This is a genomic window from Chitinolyticbacter meiyuanensis, from assembly GCF_008033135.1.
GTDB classification, from domain to species: domain Bacteria; phylum Pseudomonadota; class Gammaproteobacteria; order Burkholderiales; family Chitinibacteraceae; genus Chitinolyticbacter; species Chitinolyticbacter meiyuanensis.
Map to the genome: position 1 here is coordinate 3,127,324 of NZ_CP041335.1, position 19,956 is coordinate 3,147,279.

Sequence of the window (19,956 nt, forward strand, 5' to 3'; positions counted from 1 at the left end):
TGCCTTCCGGGGTATCCATGTCCATCGCCAGCCACATCAAAGCCAACGGCCAATTCTGCATCACGGTGAAGGGTGAATTCACCTATAGCGATGACGCCGAATTTCGCCGCGCCGCCTATCTCGCCTCGGACACCCCCGGCCATCACCCCATCACGCTGGATCTGGGCGAGGTGTCGTTTCTTGATACCGCGGCACTCGGGCAGCTGATGATGTTGCGCGAGCGCGTCAAGCCACGCCCGGTACAGTTGGTTGCCTGCAGCAACACCGCGCATGCCGTGCTCGACATCATGCACCTGCTGCCGTTGTTCCGCGGCAATCCGGAAACGGCCAGCGCAAGCTGATCAGGGCTTGATGTCTTCGGGTTCGCGCTTCAGCTCCGGGCAGGTGGCGTAGAGTCCACCGCGCAATAACGTGAACTGCCCCTTGCCGTGGGTGCCTATCCATTCGCCAGCGATGCGCCCCTTGGGTACGCCGCTGAACTCCCCCCGCCCCAGATCACGGTAGTCGAAGCTCACGCGCCAGACGTTGCCTTCCTTGCGCCCCTTCACCGTGACCGGGGACAGCCCCTTGCAACTCACACCGAAGCGACCACTCGCCACGAAATCCTTGGCAGATTCCTGCTCGATGGCATCGATGATCAACGCGTAGCTGTGCCGGTCGTAGCCGAGCGAAGCCCAATAATCGCCCACATAGTCCGCCGGTTCTACGGCGTGGACCAATGCGCCAAGCAGTGCCAGCACCCATCCAATGCTCCAGAGCTTCATCCCTTCCCCTCCTTGTTTTTCTGGCCATGATAGGTGAATCACCCTACGCCACGACAGCTGAAAACCGCCAATATGCAATGAGACTGCAATGTTCGATTGCTAACTTACGCGCCTTCTCGGCCGGCAGGATGTGCAGCCATGGACATTGCCCCCGCATTCCTCGACGTGGTGTTCAGCAAGACCGACAAGGGCGTTCGCGAGATCAGCGATCGCGCCCACGGCTTGCCTGCGCGGCTGCGCCAAGTGCTGATCCTGGTCGACGGCAGCAAATCAGTGGCGCGGCTCGCCGCCGCGGTGCCAGGACTACCCGTGCTACCCGCACTGCAGGATCTGGCGGCCCAAGGGTATATCGGTGACGGCCAGCAGGCCCTGCCTGTCGGCGCAACGGTGGCCGATGCGCCACGAGCGGACACCCCACCGGCGGCCAGCGTCGTCGACCCCATGCTGTTCACCGAGATCAAGGACATCATGGCCAGCAGCGCCCGCGAATTTCTCGGCGTGATGGCGCAGCCGCTGCTGGCGGACATCGAACGTGCCAGCGATCCGGCACGGCTCAAATCGGTGATCGCGCGCTGGAGCGTGGCGCTGCGGGAGTCAAGGCGCGGCGGCGAGCATGCAGAGCAGTATCTGCAGGCCGTCAAGACCCTCGCCGGCTTCTGAGCCGCAGCGCTTCCCCACGGGCCTCCCCGGCTCGCTATACTGCGTGGCTTCTGATCACAGGCCACCCGGAGAAGCCATGCTGTCCTGCCTAAGCCGTTTCGCCCGCCCTTTGCTGGGCGGCCTTGCCGCCTTGACCCTGCTCGCCCCGGCGAGCCAGAGCCTGGCCGCCGACAAGGCAGCCGCCTTCCCGCCGTCGCACCTGTGGCGCATCGACAAGGCTGGCATGGCGCCCTCATGGCTGTTCGGCACCATCCATGTGGCAGACCCCAAGGTGACGACGTTGTCGCCAGCGGTACAGGAGGCCTTTTCCAGCGCCCAGCGCGTTGCCACCGAGACCCGGCTGGATTTCGGCGCCTTCATGGAAATCGCCAAGGCCGTGCTGTTGCCGGAGGGCGAGAGCCTTGCCGACAAGCTCGACGCCGCGCACTACCAGCGCCTGGTCGCGGCCCTGGAGCAACGCCAGTACCCGGAAGCCGCAGTGCGCCGCTTCAAGCCCTGGGCAGCATCGATGTTCCTCAGCACCCCCACGCACCCCACCGGCCAGCTACCGCTGGACCTGAAGCTGACCAAGGAAGCGGTGGAAGGCGGCAAGGAATACGACGGCATCGAGTCGGTGGCCGAGCAGATCGCCGTGTTCGCCGAGATGCCGGAAGACAAGCAGCTGACTCTGCTCAAGTCGCTGATCGACGAACAGGCACAACTTGCCAGCCAGCACGAAGCGCTGATCAAGCTCTATGTGGCGCGTGACTACCCCGCCATGCAGGCGCTTGCCGACCCCAGGCGCGATCCGTCGTTCAAGGCGCTCCCGGCCAAGGATCAGGCCTATTTCGCCCGCTGGATGCAAAAGACCCTGATCGACGATCGCAACGCCGTGATGGCCGAGCGCATTGCCAAAGTACTGCCGAAAGGCAATGCCTTCTTCGCCGTCGGCGCGCTGCATCTGCCCGGCAAGAATGGGCTGGTGCAAAAACTGCGCGATGCCGGCTACACCCTCACCCCGTTCGACCTGCCCACCAAGTCGACCAAGTAACGCCGCGGAGCCGACCATGCAATACCGCCTGCTTCCCGCCTCCGATCTTCGGGTATCGAGCCTGTGCCTCGGCACCATGACATTCGGCGAGCAGAACAGCGAAGCCGAAGCCCATGCCCAGCTGGATCGGGCCGTGGCGTCGGGCATCAACTTCATCGACACGGCCGAGATGTACCCGGTCCCCGCCAAGGCCGAGACCCAGGGCCGGACCGAAATGCTGGTTGGCAGCTGGCTGGCGAAGCAGGCGCGTGACCAGCTGGTGCTTGCCACCAAGGTATCCGGCCCGCAGCGCGGCATGCCCTGGATGCGCGGCGGGCCGCAGTTCACCGCCGAGCAGATCGTCGCCGCCTGCGACGCCTCGCTGCAGCGGTTGCGCACCGATTACATCGACCTCTACCAGCTGCACTGGCCAGCGCGGCACGTACCGATGTTCGGCGACACCTACTTCGATCCGGCCAAGGAGCCGGACGTCGTGCCCAGCGTCTACGAGCAGCTCGAGGCGCTGGAACCGCTGGTGCGATCCGGCAAGGTCCGCTACGTGGGCCTATCCAATGAAACCCCGTGGGGCGTGATGGAATTCCTGCGGCTGGCGCGTGAGCATGACCTGCCTCGGCCAGTCACCATCCAGAACGTGTTCAACCTGCTCAACCGCGGCTTCGAGCACGGCCTCACCGAGGTCTGCCATCGGGAACAGGTGGCGCTGATGGCGTATAGCCCGCTCGCCTTCGGCCTGCTCAGCGCCAAGTATCAGGACGATGCCGCGGCCGACGGCCGGATGACGCGCTTTCCGCAGTTCGGCGTGCGCTATCGCAAGCCGTATGTTGAAACGGCAATCGCGGCATACGCCGCGCTGGCGCGCGAGCATGGCCTCACACCGGCGCAATTGGCATTGGCCTGGGTGCAGCGCCGCTGGTACGTCGCCTCCACCATCATCGGCGCCACCACACTGGCGCAGCTCGAAGAGAATATCGGCAGCAGCGACATCGTGCTGTCCGAAGCGCTGCAGCAGGGCATCGAGGCTATCCACGCCCGCTGCCCCAACCCCGCGCTGTGATCCTGGTCAGGCGCGGAACATGAAGTAGACCGCGCCCACCAGGCACAAGCCCGCCCACAGGTAGTCGAGCTTGAACGGCTGGTTCATGTAGAACATCGCGAACGGCATGAACACCGCCAGCGTGATCACCTCCTGCATGATCTTGAGCTGCGCCAGCGAATACACTGTGTAGCCCAGCCGGTTGGCCGGTACCTGCAGCAGGTATTCAAACAGCGCGATCCCCCAGGACAACAACGCGGCCGCCCACCACGGCTTGCTGTTCATATGCTTGAGGTGGCCGTACCATGCAATGGTCATGAAAACATTGGATGCGACCAGCAATAGCGGCGCTGCAAGACTGGGCGGTAGGTTCATGGCACGGATCGGATCAGGGTTTGCTAGAATTCGGCAGTTTACGCAGAACCGACATCGGTCGGCATCGCATTTGGGATTCCTGTCTATGAGTTTTCGCGGTACCTGGCACCTCGTCCTGCCGCTGTTGCTGAGCGGCTTCGTCCACGCGGGTGAAACCGACGACATCCGTCATCTGGTACAGGAACGCGACTTCAACGCCGCTGTCGAGCGCGCGGATCGTTTCCTCGCCAAATCCCCCAAGGACGCCCAGGTGCGCTTCCTGCGTGCGCTGGCCCTGGCCGAACTCGGCCGCACCAATGATGCGATCAAGGCCTTCACCAGCCTGTCCGAGGATTACCCGCAACTGCCCGAGCCGTACAACAACCTCGCGGTGCTGTACGCGCAACAGAACCAGCTGGACAAGGCGCGTGCGGCGTTGCAACTGTCAATCCAAACGAATCCAAGCTACGCCATCGCCCATGAGAACCTGGGTGATCTTTATGCCCGGATGGCCTCGCAAGCCTACGACAAGGCCTTGCAGATCGAAGGCCAGAATCGTCAGGTGGCGACCAAGCTGACGCTGGTACGTGAGCTGTTCAGCGGCAGCGCCATCGCGCCGGTGCGCCCGCCGGTGGTGGCAAGCGCCCGCCCCACCCTCGCGCCGATTGCCAAGCCCACCGCAGTGCCTACCCGCGCCGCAGCGCCGACGCAGCCGCCCAAGCCTGCGCCGACACCGCAGCCAACCGCCAAGCCGACGCTGGCGCCGACACCATTGCCAACTGCAGTGCCCACACCGCAACCGACACCGGTCGAAACGGGCAACGATCGCGCCGTGCAGGCGGCTACTCGTGCAGTGGAAGCCTGGGCCGATGCCTGGTCCAGCCAGGACTTCGACCGCTACGTTAGTGCCTATTCGAAGAAATTCGCCACCGCCGCCTGGGCCGCCGAGCGCAAGCCGCGCGTGACCGGGCCCAAGTCGATCTCGGTGCGCCTGAGCGCCATCAAGGTGACACTGGAAGGCGATGATCGTGCCATCGTGCGTTTCCGCCAGAGCTACAAATCCGACCGCCTCTCCAGCAACACCGGCAAGACGCTGGTGCTGGAAAAGAGCGGCAGCCGCTGGCTGATCGTGGAGGAGCGCATCTAAATTGGCGATCAAACGCGTACTCCCCTGGGCAAGGCTGCTGCTGTGCTTCGTGCTGCTGGTGTTCTTCACCCCGGCGGCACAGCCGCGGCTGACGCCGCCGTGGCAGCCGCCGCATGTCTCGGCCTTCGACGCACCCGGCATCGTCACCGATGGCTCGCCCGAGCAGATGATCGTCTCCGCCATCGACGCGGTACGCGCCGGCCGCATGGCCGATGCCCGCGCCACCGTGGATGCACTGTTGGTCAAGGAACCGAACTATCGCTTGGCGCATCTGGTTTCCGCCGACCTCTACGCCATGCGCGCAGCACCGCTCGCCAGCTTGGGCGGTGGCGCAGCCGGTCCGACTGATCGACTGGACGACCTGCGGCGGGAAGCCCAGGTCCGGCTACTGCGCCAAGTTGAACCGCCGCCGACCGATCGATTGCCGGCACAATTGCTGGTGCTGTCGCCACGACAGAAGCACGCAGTGCTGGTCGACGCCGAAACGTCGCGCATCTATCTGTTCGCCAACGATAACGGCATACCGCGCCGCGTCACCGACTTCTATGTCACCGTCGGCAAGCTTGGCACCGACAAGCTCAAGGAAGGCGATCAGCGCACGCCGCTCGGCGTGTACTTCGTCACAAGCCATATGACCCGGCCGCAGCTGGACAAGATCTACGGCAACTACGCTGACCTCTACGGCGTGGGCGCCTGGCCGATCTCCTACCCCAATGAGCTCGATCGGCGGGAAGGCCGCACCGGGTCCGGCATCTGGCTGCACGGCAGCCCAGCCGACACCTACGCCCGTGCCCCCCTGGCCTCCAACGGCTGCGTGGTCCTGACCAACGAAGATATGCTGAAGCTCGCGCAATGGCTGACGCCGGGTGAGACGCCGGTCGTCAACGTGGCGCAGGTCGAATGGCTGAGCCGCGACGCCTGGCAGGCGCGGCACGATGCCGCCCTTGCCACGCTGGAGCACTGGCGCACGGCCTGGCAGGAACGCGACACCGAGCGCTATCTGGGCTTCTACGATGCCGAATTCCGCAGCGCCGAGGGCCATGATCTCGACGGCTGGCGCCAGCAGAAACGCCAAGTCAATGCTGGCAAGGCGCCGAGCGAGATCGCGCTCGACGACATCAGCGTGTTCGTTACCGGCGCAGAGCGACCGATGTGGGTGGCCACCTTCAACCAGAACTACCGCAGCGAAAACCAGCACAGCCAGATGCGCAAGCGCCTCTACTGGCGCCCCGACGGTGGCGAGTGGAAGATTCACTGGGAAGGTGCAGCCCGGTCCGGTTGAGTTTGCGCCTATCTACCTATTCCACAAACAAACAGCCCCGCGATGCGGGGCTGTTTGTTTGTGGTGACAGATGGACACTCAGAGCGAGAGGCCGCCAGTCACTTCGATCGCCGCGCCATTGATGTAACTGGCCTCGTCGCTGGCGAGGAAGGCATAGACATTGGCAATCTCCTCCGGCTGAGCCAGGCGGCGCATCGGCACGCGTTCTTCCATCGCGCTGATCACCTTCTCCGGCATCGCCTTGAGGATGGGTGTGGCCACGAAACCCGGGCAGACCGCATTGGCGCGGATGCCCTTCTTGCCCAACTCCTTGGCCCAGGTCTTGACGAAGCCGATCACGCCGAACTTGGCCGCCGCATAATTGGTTTGGCCGAAGTTGCCGTAGAGACCGACCACCGAGGACGCATTGAGGATCACGCCGCCGCCCTGCTCGATCATGGTGTCGACCACGGCCCGCGCGCAGTTGTAGACGCCCTTGAGATTGATGTCGATGACGCGGTCGAACTGCTCGTCGGTCATCTTGTAGAACTGCGCATCGGCAACGATGCCGGCATTGTTTACCAGCACGTCGATACGGCCGAAGTTCGCCTTCACGCCATCGACCATCTCGGCGATCTGCGCCTTGTTGGTCACGTCAACGATAAAGCCTGCCGCCTCGGCCCCTGCGGCGACGATCTCGGACACCACCTTGTCCACGCCTTCGCGGTTCACGTCACAGACGACAACGCGCGCGCCTTCGGCGGCAAACTTGAGGGCGGTGGCATGACCGATGCCGCTGGCCGCTCCGGTGATGATGGCCACTTTGTTCTTCAGTCGCATGTTTCCTATCCCCAAACTAGCCCGACATTGCACCGCGCAACGTCGGAATCGCTGTAAGAATAGGAGGGATTGTGCGACGCAGCAACCATTGCTGCACGGCAACAGATATCCGGCAGCGCGATCGCAATATCAGCTAAATCAGGAAATCGGCGGGAGGTTCTGTTCGATCAGCGTACGGCAATCAACGACCTGCAAGTCGTTGTCGCGGGCAAACGCCATCAGGAAAGCGAAGACCCGCGGATCGATCTGCTCGAGTTGCTTGTCGACAGCGACGCAGCGCACGTTGTCCATCAGGATGGGGCGCACATAGGGTGCGTAGGACAGTTTCTGGTCGAAACCGAAGGTGGACAGAATGCCCGAAAGGCGCTCAGCCCAGTCGCTGGGGCGGAACACGCGTCCGTTGCTGGTGAGACCCTGGATGATGATTTCGTATGGGTTGCAGATCATGACAACGACGCGGCCTGAGCAGGTGTCCCGGTTACAAACACGCCGAGATTATAACACCGGCCCTGTTGCACCGCCCACAAAACGTTTGAAACACCCTGCTGCAGGGCGGCCAGGACTTGCCAGTGTTGGCGCCGCCAAGAATAATGTTCGTTTTTCATCAAGAGAGTAGCCTGCGGCAGCACTACGCCCGGCCAGCACCCCATGCGCCATTTTCTGCAATTCAAGGATTTCACCCGCGAAGAGTACGAGTATCTGTTCGAACGCGCCAAGATACTCAAGGCACGCCTGAAGGCCGGCCAGCTGTACCAGCCCCTTGTCGGCCGCGTGCTCGGCATGATCTTCGAGAAATCCTCGACCCGCACCCGCGTCTCGTTCGAGGCGGGCATGGCGCAATTCGGTGGCCACGCGATGTTCATGCAGAGCAAGGATACTCAACTCGGCCGCGGCGAGCCCATTGAGGATGTCGCCAAGGTGATGAGCCGCATGGTCGACATCGTGATGGTACGCACCTATGAGCAGACCATCATCGAGCGCTTTGCCGAGAACTCGCTGGTTCCGGTGATCAACGGGCTCACCAACGAATACCACCCCTGCCAGATCATGGCGGACATCTTTACCTATATCGAGCATCGCGGCCCCATCACCGGCAAGACCGTGGCGTGGATCGGCGATTCGAACAACGTCAGCCGTACCTGGCTGCAAGCCGCCAAGCTCTTCGACTTCAAGCTCAATCTCGCCTGCCCGCGCGGCTACGAAATGACAGTGCTCGATGGCGACACCTACGGCAAGGATCACTTCGAGCAGTTCTACGATCCCTATATGGCCGCGCGCGACGCCGACATTGTCACCACTGATGTCTCGACCTCGATGGGCTACGAGCGCGAGACGCTGCAGCGCAAGAAAGACTTCATCAATTACAAGGTGTCGGAAAAGGTGATGCTGCAGGCCAAGGCCGATGCGGTATTCATGCACTGCCTGCCGGCGCACCGCGGCGAGGAAGTCGATCCGGAAGTGATCGACGGCGCGCAATCCATCGTCTGGGATGAAGCGGAAAACCGCATGCACACCCAGAAGGCCGTCATCGAGTACCTGCTGCTCGGCCGCGTCGAGGACTGAACCCACCCGTGAGTACACCGTGACCCTCCTTGGCATCACCGACCTTGCCACTTATGCGCTGGGCGCCCTCATCATCATCCTGATGCCGGGGCCCAACTCGCTGTTCGTGCTGACGACAGCGGGCAAGCATGGGGCACGCGCCGGTTTTGCCGCGGCAGGCGGCGTATTCTGCGGCGACCTCACGTTGATGCTGGCCGCCGTCCTTGGCGTTGCCTCGCTGATGCACGCCTATCCGGTGGCATTCGATCTGGTCCGCTACCTGGGTGCCGCCTACCTTGCCTGGCTTGGCATCAAGCTGCTGCTGGCCTGCGCCCAGACCGATGGCAATACCGCCGTTGCCGCATCCGCGCCCACCCCGCGTCAGGCCTTCAGGCAGGCACTGGGCGTCTCACTCGTCAATGTAAAGGCCATCCTTTTCTTCATGGCCTTCTTTCCTCAATTCGTCGATCCGGGCTACCCACACGTCGCGCTGACCTTCGCGGCGCTCGGCGGCATCGTGCAGCTGTTCTCGATGACCTATCTCACCGTGTTGATCCTCGCCGGCAGCCAGATCGCCCGACGGATTACGGCGCGACGAGGGCTGGCGAGCCTCGGCGGCCGGATCACCGGCCTGCTGTTCGTCAGCTTCGGCCTCAGGCTCGCCGTCGATCGCTAAATACCATTAGGCCGGCGCAGCGCCAGTCCGCGACGGTCACAAGAACTCACTGGCTTACTCTTGGGGAACTCCATGTCTGACGTTAAGAAAGTCGTGCTTGCCTACTCGGGCGGCCTTGATACCTCGGTCATCCTGAAGTGGCTACAGGACACCTACCAGTGCGAAGTTGTCACCTTCACCGCTGACTTGGGCCAGGGCGAAGAGCTGGAACCGGCACGCCAGAAGGCGCTCAAGTTCGGCATCAAGCAGGAAAACATCTACATCGACGATGTGCGTGAGGAATTCGTGCGCGACTTCGTGTTCCCGATGTTCCGCGCCAACACCATCTACGAAGGCGAATACCTGCTGGGCACCTCGATCGCCCGCCCGTTGATCGCCAAGCGCTTGATCGAGATCGCCCGCGAAACCGGTGCCGATGCCATCAGCCACGGTGCCACCGGCAAGGGCAACGACCAGGTCCGCTTCGAACTCGGCGCTTACGCCCTGATGCCGGAAGTGAAGATCATCGCCCCGTGGCGCGAATGGGACCTGCTGTCCCGCGAAAAGCTGCTGGCCTATGCCGAAGCCAATGATATCCCGGTCGACATGAAGCACAAGAACGGCGGCGCGCCGTACTCGATGGATGCCAACCTGCTGCACATCAGCTTCGAAGGCCGCCATCTGGAAGACCCGAAGGCCGAGGCCGAGGAAAGCATGTGGCGCTGGACCGTCAGCCCGGAAGCTGCGCCGGATGCCGCCGAATACATCGACCTGGAGTTCGAGAAGGGCGATGTGGTCGCCATCAACGGCGTGCGACTGAAGGCGCACGAAGTGCTGGCCAAGCTGAACGAACTCGGCGGCAAGCACGGCATCGGCCGTCTCGACCTGGTGGAAAACCGCTACGTCGGCATGAAGAGCCGTGGCTGCTACGAAACCCCGGGCGGCACGATCCTGCTCAAGGCACACCGCGGTATCGAATCGATTACGCTCGATCGCGAAGTGGCGCATCTGAAGGACAACCTGATGCCGCGCTACGCCGAGCTGATCTACAACGGCTACTGGTGGAGCCCGGAGCGCCGCGCGCTGCAGGTGCTGATCGACCATACCCAGGACTACGTGAATGGCTGGGTGCGCCTGAAGCTGTACAAGGGTGGCGTCTCGGTCGTTGCGCGCGACTCCAAGGACACGCTGTTCGATCAGACCATCGCCACCTTCGATGACGACGGCGGCGCTTATAACCAGGCCGATGCGGGTGGTTTTATCAAGCTGAACGCGCTGCGCATGCGCATCGCCGGCAAGAAAGGCCGTTAAGCTTTGCTGCGGCTGCCGATGGCGTCGTCGCGTGCTCGCACCGACTCGGGCCGTACCCTCGGTACTGTCCCGGGCCGGCGCAGCGCGGCTCCTCGCCCTCGGTACCCTTGCTGCGCTTAAGCCTCGTTTCATTGCACAAAGACGACCATGCTCGACGCCCTGGCCCATATGTCCGAAGAGACCTTCACCACGCTCACGGTGTCGGTGTTCTCAACGCTGTTGATCGCCTACATGGGCTTCATCATCTACAAGCTTGCCAAGGATTCGAAGGCCGGCAAGTACGGCACGCTGGTGCTGTTCTTCGTGCTGGGCTTCGGCATGTTCGGTTTCATCGTCAAGACCATCCTCACCGAAGTGCTGCAAAAATAAGCAGTACGCCACTGGACCCATCATGAGCCAATTCGACAACGTTTCCGTTCTCAAGCAAGCCAACGTCTACTTCGACGGCAAGTGCGTCAGCCACACCGTCATCCTTGCCGATGGCACCCGCAAGTCGGTCGGCGTCATCCTGCCGTCCAAGCTCACCTTCAACACCGGCGCACCGGAAGTGATGGAAGTGCTCGCCGGCAGCTGCAATGTCACACTGAAAGGCGAGTCGGGCAGCAAGACCTACGCTGCCGGTACCTCGTTCGATGTCCCGGGCGATTCCAGCTTCGACATCGAGGTGACCGACACGCTGCACTACGTCTGCCATTTCGGCTAAGCCCGCCCTCCGGCCGCTCACCGCGGCCGGATGGAGCGCCGAGGAGCGCTGCATGGACGCGAACTATCCCCGATTGATGGCTGCGTACAACCGCTGGATGAACCAGCGGCTCTATGCGGCCTGCGACCAGCTCGACGACACCACGCGCCATGCCGACCTCGGCGCCTTCTTCAAATCCATCCATGCCACGCTCGACCACCTGGTCTGGGGCGATGCCATCTGGCTCGATCGGTTGCAGCAACAACCGCTGCCGTCAGCCACCGCCGGCACCCTGCTCTACCCAGACTGGAATGAGCTCAAGGCCGCGCGCGCCGTGCTCGATCAGCGCCTGATCGACTGGGCCGCTGGCATCGACCAGGCCTGGCTGATGGAAAGCTTCAGTTTCACCAGTCGCGTCTACCAGCGCGACTTCACCCAGCCACGCTGGGTCTTCGTCACCCAGCTGTTCAATCACCAGACCCACCACCGCGGCCAGCTGACCACGCTGCTCGCGCAGCTCGACATCGATTTCGGCATCACCGATCTGCCCATGCTGCCCGAGCTTGCCGATCCACACTGGCTTGCCTGAAGGAGCCCTCATGCCCTCGTTCGATATCGTCTCCGAGATCAATGAAGTTGAAGTGCGCAATGCCCTTGAGCAGACCAACAAGGAAGTCGGCAACCGCTACGACTTCAAGGGCTCGGATGCCCGGGTCGAACAGGCCGACAAGGTGCTCACCGCTTTTGCCGACAGCGAATTCCAGCTCGATCAGGTCAAGGAAGTGCTGGTGAACAAGCTCGCCAAGCGCGGCGTGGACATCCGTTGCCTCGATGAAGGCAAGGTTGAGAAGGTGTCGGGCAACAAGGTCAAGCAGGTGCTGACGGTGAAGACCGGCGTCGATTCGGACCTCGCCAAGCGCATCGTCAAGCTGATCAAGGACTCCAAGATCAAGGTCCAAGCCGCCATCCAGGGCGATGCGGTGCGCGTCTCCGGGGCAAAACGCGACACTTTGCAGGAAGCGATTGCATTGGTACGCAAGTCGGTCGACGATTTCCCCCTGCAATATCAGAATTTTCGCGACTGATCATATTCCCGTCTTCCTGAGCCATGGCCTGGTCCGCGCGCCAATCCACTTCCATTACCCTGTTCATGATGCTGTTCGGCCTCGGCATGCTGGCCATCCTGGGTTTCCAGGTCAGCAGCTCGTACCAGGCCGAGATGGCGCGCGTGCGCAACCAGACCGACAACCAGGCGCAATTACTCGCGCTGACGCTGTCAGGCACATTGCGCGAACTCGACTTGGTGCTGCGCGATCTGGCCGACCGCATCGATCCGGCCACGCTGGGCGGCGCCACCGAAATCGAAGCGCTGCTCTCCGACAAGCTGCGGCAGCTGCCGCAGGCCGATGCACTGCAACTGGTCGACGCCAGCGGCCAGATCGTGAGCCAAGCCAGTGGCAAGACCTTGCCACAGTTGCCGGAGGGCCTCGTCAAGGCTTTGGCCGGTGCACAGTTCCGTGAGCGGCTGTATACGCACATTGATGGCAACAATGGCCTGCTGCTGGCCCGCCGGCTCGACGCCGAGGACGGCAGCGTGGCCGCAGTCATCATCGCCCGGCTGCCCGCCAGTTATCTCAACCGAGAACTCGCCCGCGTCGATACGGAGCCACACGGCATCGCCCAACTGCTCGATCGCAGTGGCCAGCGCATCGCCAGCCACGGCAGCGCCACTACGGTGCTGACGGCGGATCGGTCGCTGATCGAGCAGCTTTATACCGGCAAGAATGCCGACGGCGCAGCACAGGCGCAGCGGACCGGTGGCAACACACTGCTGGCGAGTTATCGCCAGGTGGGCGCCAGCGCGCTGTTCATCGTCGTCGGCGCCTCGTCGCTCGACTATCTGGCCCGCTGGCGCACCAATACGCTCTATTTCCTGCTGGGCGGCGGCATGCTGCTGGTGATGGCGCTGACCATGATGTACTTCTTCTGGCGCTCGCACCGGCTGGCACGCAATCTCAAGCAGAAGGAAGCCCGGCTCAACATCAGCGAATCGCGCTTTCGCCAGATGATCGAGACCATTCCGGTCGCGCTGATCCTCGCGCGCGAACCCGAGCACCTGATCACCTACATCAACCAGCAGGGCGCGCGCACGTTCAACATTCCGCAGGCCGGCGCGCTCTCACTGCGAGCCTTCGATTTCTATGCCAGCAACGAGGACTTCAGCGAGCAGCTCAAGGCCGTGCGCGAGGCGCAGGGCATCCGCAACGTCGAGGTCCGCCTGCGCCGCTGGTCGGGCGAAACCTTCTGGGCCAGCCTGTCGATGTCCAGCGTTGAAGTGGGCGAGGAACGCACACTGATGATCGGTGTCTCCGACATCACCGAGCGCAAGCGACTGGAACTGGAGCTGAAGCGCCGCGCCACCACCGACGGGCTGTCCGGCCTCGCCAACCGCGCCCACTTCATGGAAGTGGCCAATCAGGAACTGCTGCGTGCCCAGCGTTTCAACCGGCCGCTGGCGTTGCTGATGGTCGACATCGACCACTTCAAGCGCATCAACGATACCTACGGCCACGATGTCGGCGACATGGCCATCAAGGCAGTGGCCAAGATCGCACAGAGCGCGCTGCGCGATGTCGACCTGGTGGCACGCATGGGCGGTGAGGAATTCGCCGCGCTGCTGCCCGAAACCACGCCGGATCTGGCCCGCGCAGTGGCTGAGCGGTTGCGCCAGCGCATCGAGGGCAATGTGGTGAAGCTGGAGAATGGTACCGAGGTGCGGTTCACCGGCAGTATCGGCATCAGCGCCTTGCGGCCTGCCGATCACTTGGTCGACGATCTGCTCAAGCGCGCCGACTTGGCGCTGTATCACTCCAAGCATCACGGTCGCAACCAGGTGTCCGTGCACGACGAGATCGACGTCGCTTCTTGATCGCGGTCAACGCGGCGCGGTCATGCCTGAAGCATGCTGGTTCCAGCCTTACCGACTGGAGACCGTCATGGAAAACACACCACTCGAAACCCTGTTCACGTCCCACATCGGGCTGCTGAGTCTCTTCACCATCGGTTTCATCATCGCGATGGCGATTTACATCTTCATATTCGTGCGTCGCCATATCCGCGAAGATGTCGAGGCCCACGAGCGCGAACTCGGTCAGCGCTGAATCCAGTTCCTCTTTGAGCGCCTCTGGTTCCAGCGCCAGGGCGCGTCAGCGCGCACCGCGATCGAGCAGATAGAACTGCACGTCATCGCCACGACGCGCGCCCTGCCAGAAGGCCAGCTCACCCTCGCGCACCCGGCCTTGGCGCAATTGCCAGCGACACTGGCTCGCATCGAAGCGATGCAGCGACAGCGGCGAAAAGTAGTCGAGCGAGGCCACCATCGCGGTCGAGGCTTGGCTCACGTCAATGCAGCCGCTACGCCCCTTCATTGCCAGCACCACTTCCTCGGAAACCGCCCGGTAGCTCTTGGTCTGATCGAGCCAGGGCAACCATAGGCCAATCAGCACGCCCCAGACCAGGGTGGCACCGCAAGCCCAGTTGGTGACGGCAAGACGACCCAAGGGACGCTCACGTGCAATGACGCGGCACCACGCCACAGTAATTGCCGCTGCAAACACAAAGCCCAGCCAGGCCACTTCACGGGTACCGCCCGGATTGAATTGCGCCAGCTTGCGCAGTACCGCCTCCGGCCCGCCCAACTGCATGCCAAACCACGCCAGCCAGAGCGCCGCAGCGGTCAGGCCGAAGGTCATCATGCCGAACCAGTTGAGCGCAGCCGCCGCACCGCGGCGCAGCACATCGACGCCAGGCACGGCCAGAAGCGACAGCGGCACCAGTAAAGGCAGCAGCATGTAATCGCGCACATCACCGGCGATGGCCAGGGCAAGCATCAGCAATGCAGCCAACGAGGCCGGCAGCACGATGCCCGGATCGCCGCACATGCGCCGGCTGGACCAGATCCCCCAGGCCGCCAGCGGCAACGCCGGCCAGGCAAACCAGGCCACGTTGGAGAGGAAGAAACCAAAGCCGTGCCAAAGCGTCAGTCGGGCCAGACCGCCAAAAGCCCCGAACGCTTCCATATCCAGCCAGCGTGCCAGCGCGACCGGACTGAACTGCTGTAGCCACAAAACCCAGACTGCCGCGATCGGTAGCGCCAGCACCAAGGCGGTGAACAGGGTCACCAGATAGGACGCTCGGCGCCACGGTTTGAACACGGGTAGCACCAGCGCGGAACAGAGCGCCAGCAGGAACTCGGTCCAGGTGGCCCCCAGCAACAAGGTGAGCCAAGCCAGGCCAAGCAGCGCACCAGCCAGCAACGGTTGGCGTTGCGAATGGGCAAGCGCAAAGGCGTGCCAGGCAAATGCCGCCACCAACAATACCTGTGGCCCCAATTGGTGCCCCCAGACGATAAGCCCGACGCAGCCGATCAGTACCAGTACCGCCACCCTGCCCTGACGGCGGCCGTACAGCGTGCGCCCAGCCAGCCCCAGCCCCCACATGCCCAGTGCCATCCAGACGCCGGTGGCGAGGCGCGCCGCATCGTGCACCGCCATGCCCAGCTTGGACAAAGGCCAGGCAATGATCGCTGCACTCCAGTAATAGAGCGGCGCAAACTCGAGGTAGCTGATATCGGCGAAGCGCGGCAACACCCAGTAGCCATCATCGAGGAAGTGCTGCACTACGGCAGCGGTCTCGAGCTCGGCGGGCTTCCATGGGTCGTGCCCAACGAGGCCGGGCAACAGCCAGACCAAGCAGAGCAGGATCAATAACCAGGGTTTTTGCTGGGGGATCTCGGGCGTGGGCGTGGCAGACTGGGGGACGTAAGTCAGCATGGAACGATCCGGGAGGCGTTAGCCGCAATTATCGCTCAAAGCGGCATGCGCGCAGGCGGCGGGCAACAAAAAAGGCAGCGATGAACGCTGCCTTTTTGCCACTGCAACAACGATTACTTGTTGCTGCTGTACATGCCGTACTTGCTGCGGAACTTCTCGATGCGGCCGGCGGTATCGACGATCTTCTGCTTGCCGGTGTAGAACGGATGCGATTCGCTGGACACGTCCAGGCGCACGACCGGGTATTCCTTGCCATCGGTCCACTTCATGGTTTCAGCGCCCTTGGCCTTCAGCGTGGAGCGGGTCAGAAACTTGAAGTCGACGCTGGCGTCGAAGAAGATCACTTCGTTGTATTCGGGATGGATGCCGTCTTTCATTGCTTTTCCTTGGGATGGACGCGCCGGGATTGTGCCGACGCAAAGGCGGGATTATTGCAGATGCAAAGGCCCGCCGCAAGGGCGGGCCTGCCGGGCCACGGAACCGGTCAGCGCCGCATCGAATCGAAGAAGTCGCCGTTGTTCTTGGTGGCCTTGATCTTGTCCTGCAGGAATTCCATCGCCTCCAGATCGTCCATCGGGTAGAGCAACTTGCGCAGCACCCAGATCTTCTGCAGCTGGTCCTGCGGAATCAGCAACTCCTCACGGCGCGTACCGGAGCGATTGATGTTGATCGCCGGGAAGATCCGCTTCTCGGCCATGCGGCGGTCGAGATGGATTTCCATGTTGCCGGTGCCCTTGAATTCCTCGTAGATCACGTCGTCCATGCGCGAGCCGGTATCGATCAGCGCCGAGGCGATGATGGTCAGGCTACCGCCTTCCTCGATGTTGCGCGCGGCGCCAAAGAAGCGCTTGGGGCGCTGCAGCGCATTGGCATCGACACCACCGGTCAGCACCTTGCCGGACGCCGGCACCACGGTGTTGTAGGCGCGTGCTAGCCGCGTGATCGAATCGAGCAGGATGACCACATCCTTCTTGTGCTCGACCAGACGCTTGGCCTTCTCGATCACCATTTCAGCAACCTGCACGTGACGGGTGGCCGGCTCATCGAACGTCGAGCTGATGACCTCGCCGCGCACCGAGCGCTGCATTTCAGTCACTTCCTCGGGGCGCTCGTCGATCAGCAGCACGATCAGCACCACTTCCGGATGATTTGCAGTGATGGCGTGCGCGATGTTCTGCAGCATCACGGTCTTGCCGGACTTGGGCGGAGCCACCAGCAATGCACGCTGCCCCTTGCCGATCGGCGCGATCAGATCGACCATGCGGCCGGTGACGTTCTCGGTGCCCTTGATGTCGCGTTCCAGGTGCAGGCGCTCGTTCGGGAACAGCGGCGTCAGGTTCTCGAACAGGATCTTGTTCTTGCTGTTCTCCGGCGGCTCGCCGTTGACCTTGTCGACCTTGACCAGCGCGAAGTAGCGCTCGCCATCCTTGGGCGTGCGGATCTCGCCTTCGACGGTGTCGCCGCTGTGCAGGTTGAAGCGGCGGATCTGCGACGGGCTGACGTAGATATCGTCCGGGCCGGCGAGATAGCTGGTGTCGGGGCTGCGCAGGAAACCGAAGCCGTCGGGCAGCACTTCCAGCGTGCCGTCGCCGAAGATGCTCTCCCCTTTCTTGGCCTGGTTCTTCAGCAAGGCGAAGATCAGGTCCTGCTTGCGCATGCGGTTGGCACCCTCGATTTCGGCGCCCATCTCCACAAGCTTGGAGACGTGATAGTGTTTCAGGTCGGACAAATGCATACGGGTCTGCCGTGGGGGATGCTGCGTGAGGAGGAGACTGGGGGAAGGTGTCGCGGACGGAGAACCCGACCGGTCGGATGTATGGGCGAAGCCTAACCAAGCAAACGGGCCGCTGTCAATCGAGCGGCCCGCTGCGACGCACTGAATGTGCGCGGATGCGACACCGGCATGACGCCGGCGATGATCAGAGGTTGCTGTCGAGGAAAGCGGTCAGCTGCGACTTCGACAGCGCGCCCACCTTGGTGGCCTTCACTTCGCCGCCCTTGAACAGCATCAGCGTCGGAATGCCACGGATGCCGAACTTCGGCGGCGTAGCCTGGTTTTCGTCGATGTTGAGCTTGGCAACGGTCAGTCGACCAGCGTATTCGCCGGCGACTTCGTCGAGGATGGGGGCGATCATCTTGCAAGGACCGCACCACTCAGCCCAGTAGTCGACCAGCACGGCCCCTTCGGCCTTCAGTACCTGATCTTCGAAGCTGGCATCGGTCACATAGACAATTTGGTCGCTCATCACATTCTCCGGTTGAGAGGGCCGCGATCTGTGCTGCGGCCATGGGGTTTCAGTGGGGGCATTTTATCGGCTTTCAACCGCGCACCGGCAAAAACGATTCAATCGCCCCGATAGTTGCATTCAAAGGCGTTGGTTGGTCACCGCAGAGTGGGATGAGCCTCGTTCCTGCGGAATGGGATGCCTACAACGCAGCATCCACCGCGTCGGCCAACCGTTCCACCGCCGTGATCGTCATGCCTTCGATTGCCTGCCGTGGTCGGTTTGCCTTGGGCACGATGGCGTGGGTGAAGCCGAGCTTGGCTGCCTCCTTCAGTCGTTCCTGGCCGCGCTGCACTGGTCGCACCTCGCCAGCCAGACCCACTTCGCCGAAGACCACCAGCTTCTCCGGCAAGGGTCGATCCTTCAGCGACGACACGATGGCGAGCAGCACGGCAAGGTCTGCCGCCGGCTCGTTGATCCGCACGCCGCCCACCGCGTTGATGAACACGTCCTGATCGAAGGCCGCGATGCCGGCATGGCGATGCAGCACCGCCAGCAACAGCGCGAGGCGGTTCTGCTCCAGCCCCACCGTCAACCGCTTGGGCTGCGGCGAATGGGCATCGTCGACCAGCGCCTGCACCTCGACCAACATCGGCCGTGAGCCTTCCTGCGTCACCAGCACACAGGAGCCGGCAACCGGTTCGGCATGCTGACTCAGGAACAGCGCGGACGGATTTGATACCTCGCGCAGGCCGCGATCGGTCATGGCAAACACGCCAAGCTCGTTCACCGCGCCGAAGCGGTTCTTGATCGCGCGGATCAGGCGGAAGCTCGAATGCGTGTCGCCTTCGAAATACAGCACCGCGTCGACGATATGCTCGAGCACCCGCGGCCCAGCCAGCGCCCCTTCCTTGGTCACATGGCCGACCAGCAGGATGGTGGTGCCGGTGCGCTTGGCAAAGCGGGTCAGCTGGGCTGCGCATTCGCGTACCTGCGCCACGCTGCCAGGGGCACTGGTCAGCGTTTCGGTATACAGCGTCTGGATCGAATCGATCACCGCCACCTGCGGCGTTTCCTTGGCAAGGCTGGCGAGAATCTTTTCCAGTCCGATCTCAGCCATCAGCGCCACCGGTGCCGACTCCAGCTGCAAGCGCTTGGCGCGCAGGGCGATCTGCTGCGGGGATTCCTCGCCCGAGACATAAAGCACCTTGTGCGCTTGCGCGAGGCGCGTGAGCGCCTGCAGCAGCAAGGTGGATTTGCCGATTCCCGGGTCGCCGCCGATCAGCACCACGCCCCCCGGCACCAGGCCACCGCCGAGCACGCGATCGAGCTCGGCCATGCCAGTGGCGGTACGCGGCAATTCGGCCGTCTCGACCTCGTGCAGCTGACGGACTGCACCGTCGGCAGCCAGCGCCTCGAAACGGCTGGCCCGCGACTCGGCCACGCCCTCGACCAGGGTATTCCATTCACCGCAACCGGGGCACTGCCCCTGCCACTTGGGCGAGGTGGCACCGCAGGCAGAACAACTGTAGAGGGATTTGGCTTTGCTCATGGCCGCCATGATAGCGGCTGCCCCCGCTTCACCCAAGCCAGCCCGAAAAAGCAGAAACCCGGTCGATG

Annotated in this window: 23 protein-coding genes and 1 pseudogene; 15 read left to right on the forward strand and 9 right to left on the reverse strand. The window is 63.0% G+C overall.

The features are described from left to right. Positions 1 to 17: 17 nt before the first annotated feature. On the forward strand, positions 18 to 341 hold the full coding sequence (locus FLM21_RS14805; RefSeq protein WP_148716310.1) for an STAS domain-containing protein: 324 nt from the start codon (positions 18 to 20) through the stop codon (positions 339 to 341). Here FLM21_RS14805 and FLM21_RS14810 read toward each other — a convergent pair whose 3' ends face one another. Beyond that, entirely contained in the window at positions 342 to 764 is a 423-nt protein-coding gene (locus FLM21_RS14810; RefSeq protein WP_148716311.1) for a hypothetical protein, read from the reverse strand. A gap of 138 nt (positions 765 to 902) precedes the next feature. Between FLM21_RS14810 and FLM21_RS14815 the strand changes: the two genes are divergently transcribed. The 3 genes from FLM21_RS14815 (at position 903) to FLM21_RS14825 (ending at position 3,508) form a co-directional block, all read left to right on the forward strand. Beyond that, the gene (locus FLM21_RS14815) at positions 903 to 1,424 is read left to right on the forward strand and encodes a hypothetical protein (protein ID WP_148716312.1); all 522 of its coding nucleotides are present in this window, start codon (positions 903 to 905) and stop codon (positions 1,422 to 1,424) included. Positions 1,425 to 1,500: 76 nt separating this feature from the next. Beyond that, positions 1,501 to 2,454, forward strand: coding sequence for a TraB/GumN family protein (locus tag FLM21_RS14820; RefSeq protein WP_187359921.1), 954 nt, complete (start codon positions 1,501 to 1,503; stop codon positions 2,452 to 2,454). A gap of 16 nt (positions 2,455 to 2,470) precedes the next feature. Then, complete coding sequence (locus tag FLM21_RS14825; RefSeq protein WP_148716314.1) at positions 2,471 to 3,508, forward strand: aldo/keto reductase; 1,038 nt, start codon at positions 2,471 to 2,473, stop codon at positions 3,506 to 3,508. Between the two features lie 6 nt (positions 3,509 to 3,514). Here the strand turns inward: FLM21_RS14825 and FLM21_RS14830 are convergent, their stop codons facing one another. Next, positions 3,515 to 3,862: a DMT family protein gene (locus FLM21_RS14830; protein ID WP_148716315.1), complete on the reverse strand. Its 348-nt coding sequence runs from the start codon at positions 3,860 to 3,862 to the stop codon at positions 3,515 to 3,517. An 85-nt stretch (positions 3,863 to 3,947) separates the two neighbouring features. Here FLM21_RS14830 and FLM21_RS14835 point away from each other — a divergent pair, with 85 nt between their 5' ends. Both FLM21_RS14835 and FLM21_RS14840 read left to right on the forward strand, forming a co-directional pair. Further along, the gene (locus FLM21_RS14835) at positions 3,948 to 4,988 is read left to right on the forward strand and encodes a L,D-transpeptidase Cds6 family protein (protein WP_222846707.1); all 1,041 of its coding nucleotides are present in this window, start codon (positions 3,948 to 3,950) and stop codon (positions 4,986 to 4,988) included. Position 4,989: 1 nt separating this feature from the next. After that, positions 4,990 to 6,270, forward strand: coding sequence for a L,D-transpeptidase family protein (locus tag FLM21_RS14840; protein WP_148716316.1), 1,281 nt, complete (start codon positions 4,990 to 4,992; stop codon positions 6,268 to 6,270). Positions 6,271 to 6,348: 78 nt separating this feature from the next. Here FLM21_RS14840 and FLM21_RS14845 read toward each other — a convergent pair whose 3' ends face one another. Both FLM21_RS14845 and FLM21_RS14850 read right to left on the reverse strand, forming a co-directional pair. Then, on the reverse strand, positions 6,349 to 7,089 hold the full coding sequence (locus tag FLM21_RS14845) for a beta-ketoacyl-ACP reductase (protein ID WP_148716317.1): 741 nt from the start codon (positions 7,087 to 7,089) through the stop codon (positions 6,349 to 6,351). A gap of 159 nt (positions 7,090 to 7,248) precedes the next feature. Beyond that, positions 7,249 to 7,536: pseudogene (locus FLM21_RS14850) on the reverse strand (DUF3579 domain-containing protein); the annotation flags it as partial. Between the two features lie 201 nt (positions 7,537 to 7,737). On the opposite strand from FLM21_RS14850, the gene argF reads away from it, so the two are divergent. The 9 genes from argF (at position 7,738) to FLM21_RS14895 (ending at position 14,440) form a co-directional block, all read left to right on the forward strand. Beyond that, entirely contained in the window at positions 7,738 to 8,652 is a 915-nt protein-coding gene (gene argF, locus FLM21_RS14855; protein ID WP_148716319.1) for an ornithine carbamoyltransferase, read from the forward strand. Positions 8,653 to 8,671: 19 nt separating this feature from the next. After that, entirely contained in the window at positions 8,672 to 9,307 is a 636-nt protein-coding gene (gene leuE / locus FLM21_RS14860; protein ID WP_246120733.1) for a leucine efflux protein LeuE, read from the forward strand. Positions 9,308 to 9,379: 72 nt separating this feature from the next. After that, positions 9,380 to 10,597, forward strand: a complete 1,218-nt coding sequence (locus FLM21_RS14865; protein WP_148716321.1) for an argininosuccinate synthase — start codon at positions 9,380 to 9,382, stop codon at positions 10,595 to 10,597. A gap of 147 nt (positions 10,598 to 10,744) precedes the next feature. Then, the gene (locus FLM21_RS14870; protein WP_246120735.1) at positions 10,745 to 10,966 is read left to right on the forward strand and encodes a DUF2788 domain-containing protein; all 222 of its coding nucleotides are present in this window, start codon (positions 10,745 to 10,747) and stop codon (positions 10,964 to 10,966) included. A 22-nt stretch (positions 10,967 to 10,988) separates the two neighbouring features. Beyond that, the gene (gene ppnP, locus FLM21_RS14875) at positions 10,989 to 11,300 is read left to right on the forward strand and encodes a pyrimidine/purine nucleoside phosphorylase (RefSeq protein WP_148716322.1); all 312 of its coding nucleotides are present in this window, start codon (positions 10,989 to 10,991) and stop codon (positions 11,298 to 11,300) included. Positions 11,301 to 11,352: 52 nt separating this feature from the next. Beyond that, entirely contained in the window at positions 11,353 to 11,868 is a 516-nt protein-coding gene (locus tag FLM21_RS14880) for a DinB family protein (protein WP_246120738.1), read from the forward strand. Between the two features lie 10 nt (positions 11,869 to 11,878). Then, the gene (locus FLM21_RS14885; RefSeq protein ID WP_148716323.1) at positions 11,879 to 12,364 is read left to right on the forward strand and encodes a YajQ family cyclic di-GMP-binding protein; all 486 of its coding nucleotides are present in this window, start codon (positions 11,879 to 11,881) and stop codon (positions 12,362 to 12,364) included. A gap of 23 nt (positions 12,365 to 12,387) precedes the next feature. Next, positions 12,388 to 14,208, forward strand: a complete 1,821-nt coding sequence (locus FLM21_RS14890; protein WP_148716324.1) for a sensor domain-containing diguanylate cyclase — start codon at positions 12,388 to 12,390, stop codon at positions 14,206 to 14,208. A 67-nt stretch (positions 14,209 to 14,275) separates the two neighbouring features. After that, on the forward strand, positions 14,276 to 14,440 hold the full coding sequence (locus tag FLM21_RS14895) for a DUF3149 domain-containing protein (RefSeq protein ID WP_148716325.1): 165 nt from the start codon (positions 14,276 to 14,278) through the stop codon (positions 14,438 to 14,440). 45 nt (positions 14,441 to 14,485) lie between these two features. Here FLM21_RS14895 and FLM21_RS14900 read toward each other — a convergent pair whose 3' ends face one another. From FLM21_RS14900 to radA, 5 genes are all read right to left on the reverse strand, one after another. Continuing rightward, positions 14,486 to 16,111: an ArnT family glycosyltransferase gene (locus tag FLM21_RS14900; RefSeq protein ID WP_148716326.1), complete on the reverse strand. Its 1,626-nt coding sequence runs from the start codon at positions 16,109 to 16,111 to the stop codon at positions 14,486 to 14,488. 113 nt (positions 16,112 to 16,224) lie between these two features. Continuing rightward, complete coding sequence (locus FLM21_RS14905) at positions 16,225 to 16,488, reverse strand: type B 50S ribosomal protein L31 (RefSeq protein WP_148716327.1); 264 nt, start codon at positions 16,486 to 16,488, stop codon at positions 16,225 to 16,227. Positions 16,489 to 16,595: 107 nt separating this feature from the next. Continuing rightward, on the reverse strand, positions 16,596 to 17,846 hold the full coding sequence (gene rho / locus FLM21_RS14910) for a transcription termination factor Rho (protein ID WP_148716328.1): 1,251 nt from the start codon (positions 17,844 to 17,846) through the stop codon (positions 16,596 to 16,598). 184 nt (positions 17,847 to 18,030) lie between these two features. Next, positions 18,031 to 18,357: a thioredoxin TrxA gene (gene trxA / locus FLM21_RS14915; protein ID WP_148716329.1), complete on the reverse strand. Its 327-nt coding sequence runs from the start codon at positions 18,355 to 18,357 to the stop codon at positions 18,031 to 18,033. Between the two features lie 181 nt (positions 18,358 to 18,538). Then, complete coding sequence (gene radA / locus FLM21_RS14920; RefSeq protein ID WP_148716330.1) at positions 18,539 to 19,888, reverse strand: DNA repair protein RadA; 1,350 nt, start codon at positions 19,886 to 19,888, stop codon at positions 18,539 to 18,541. Positions 19,889 to 19,956: the final 68 nt, after the last annotated feature.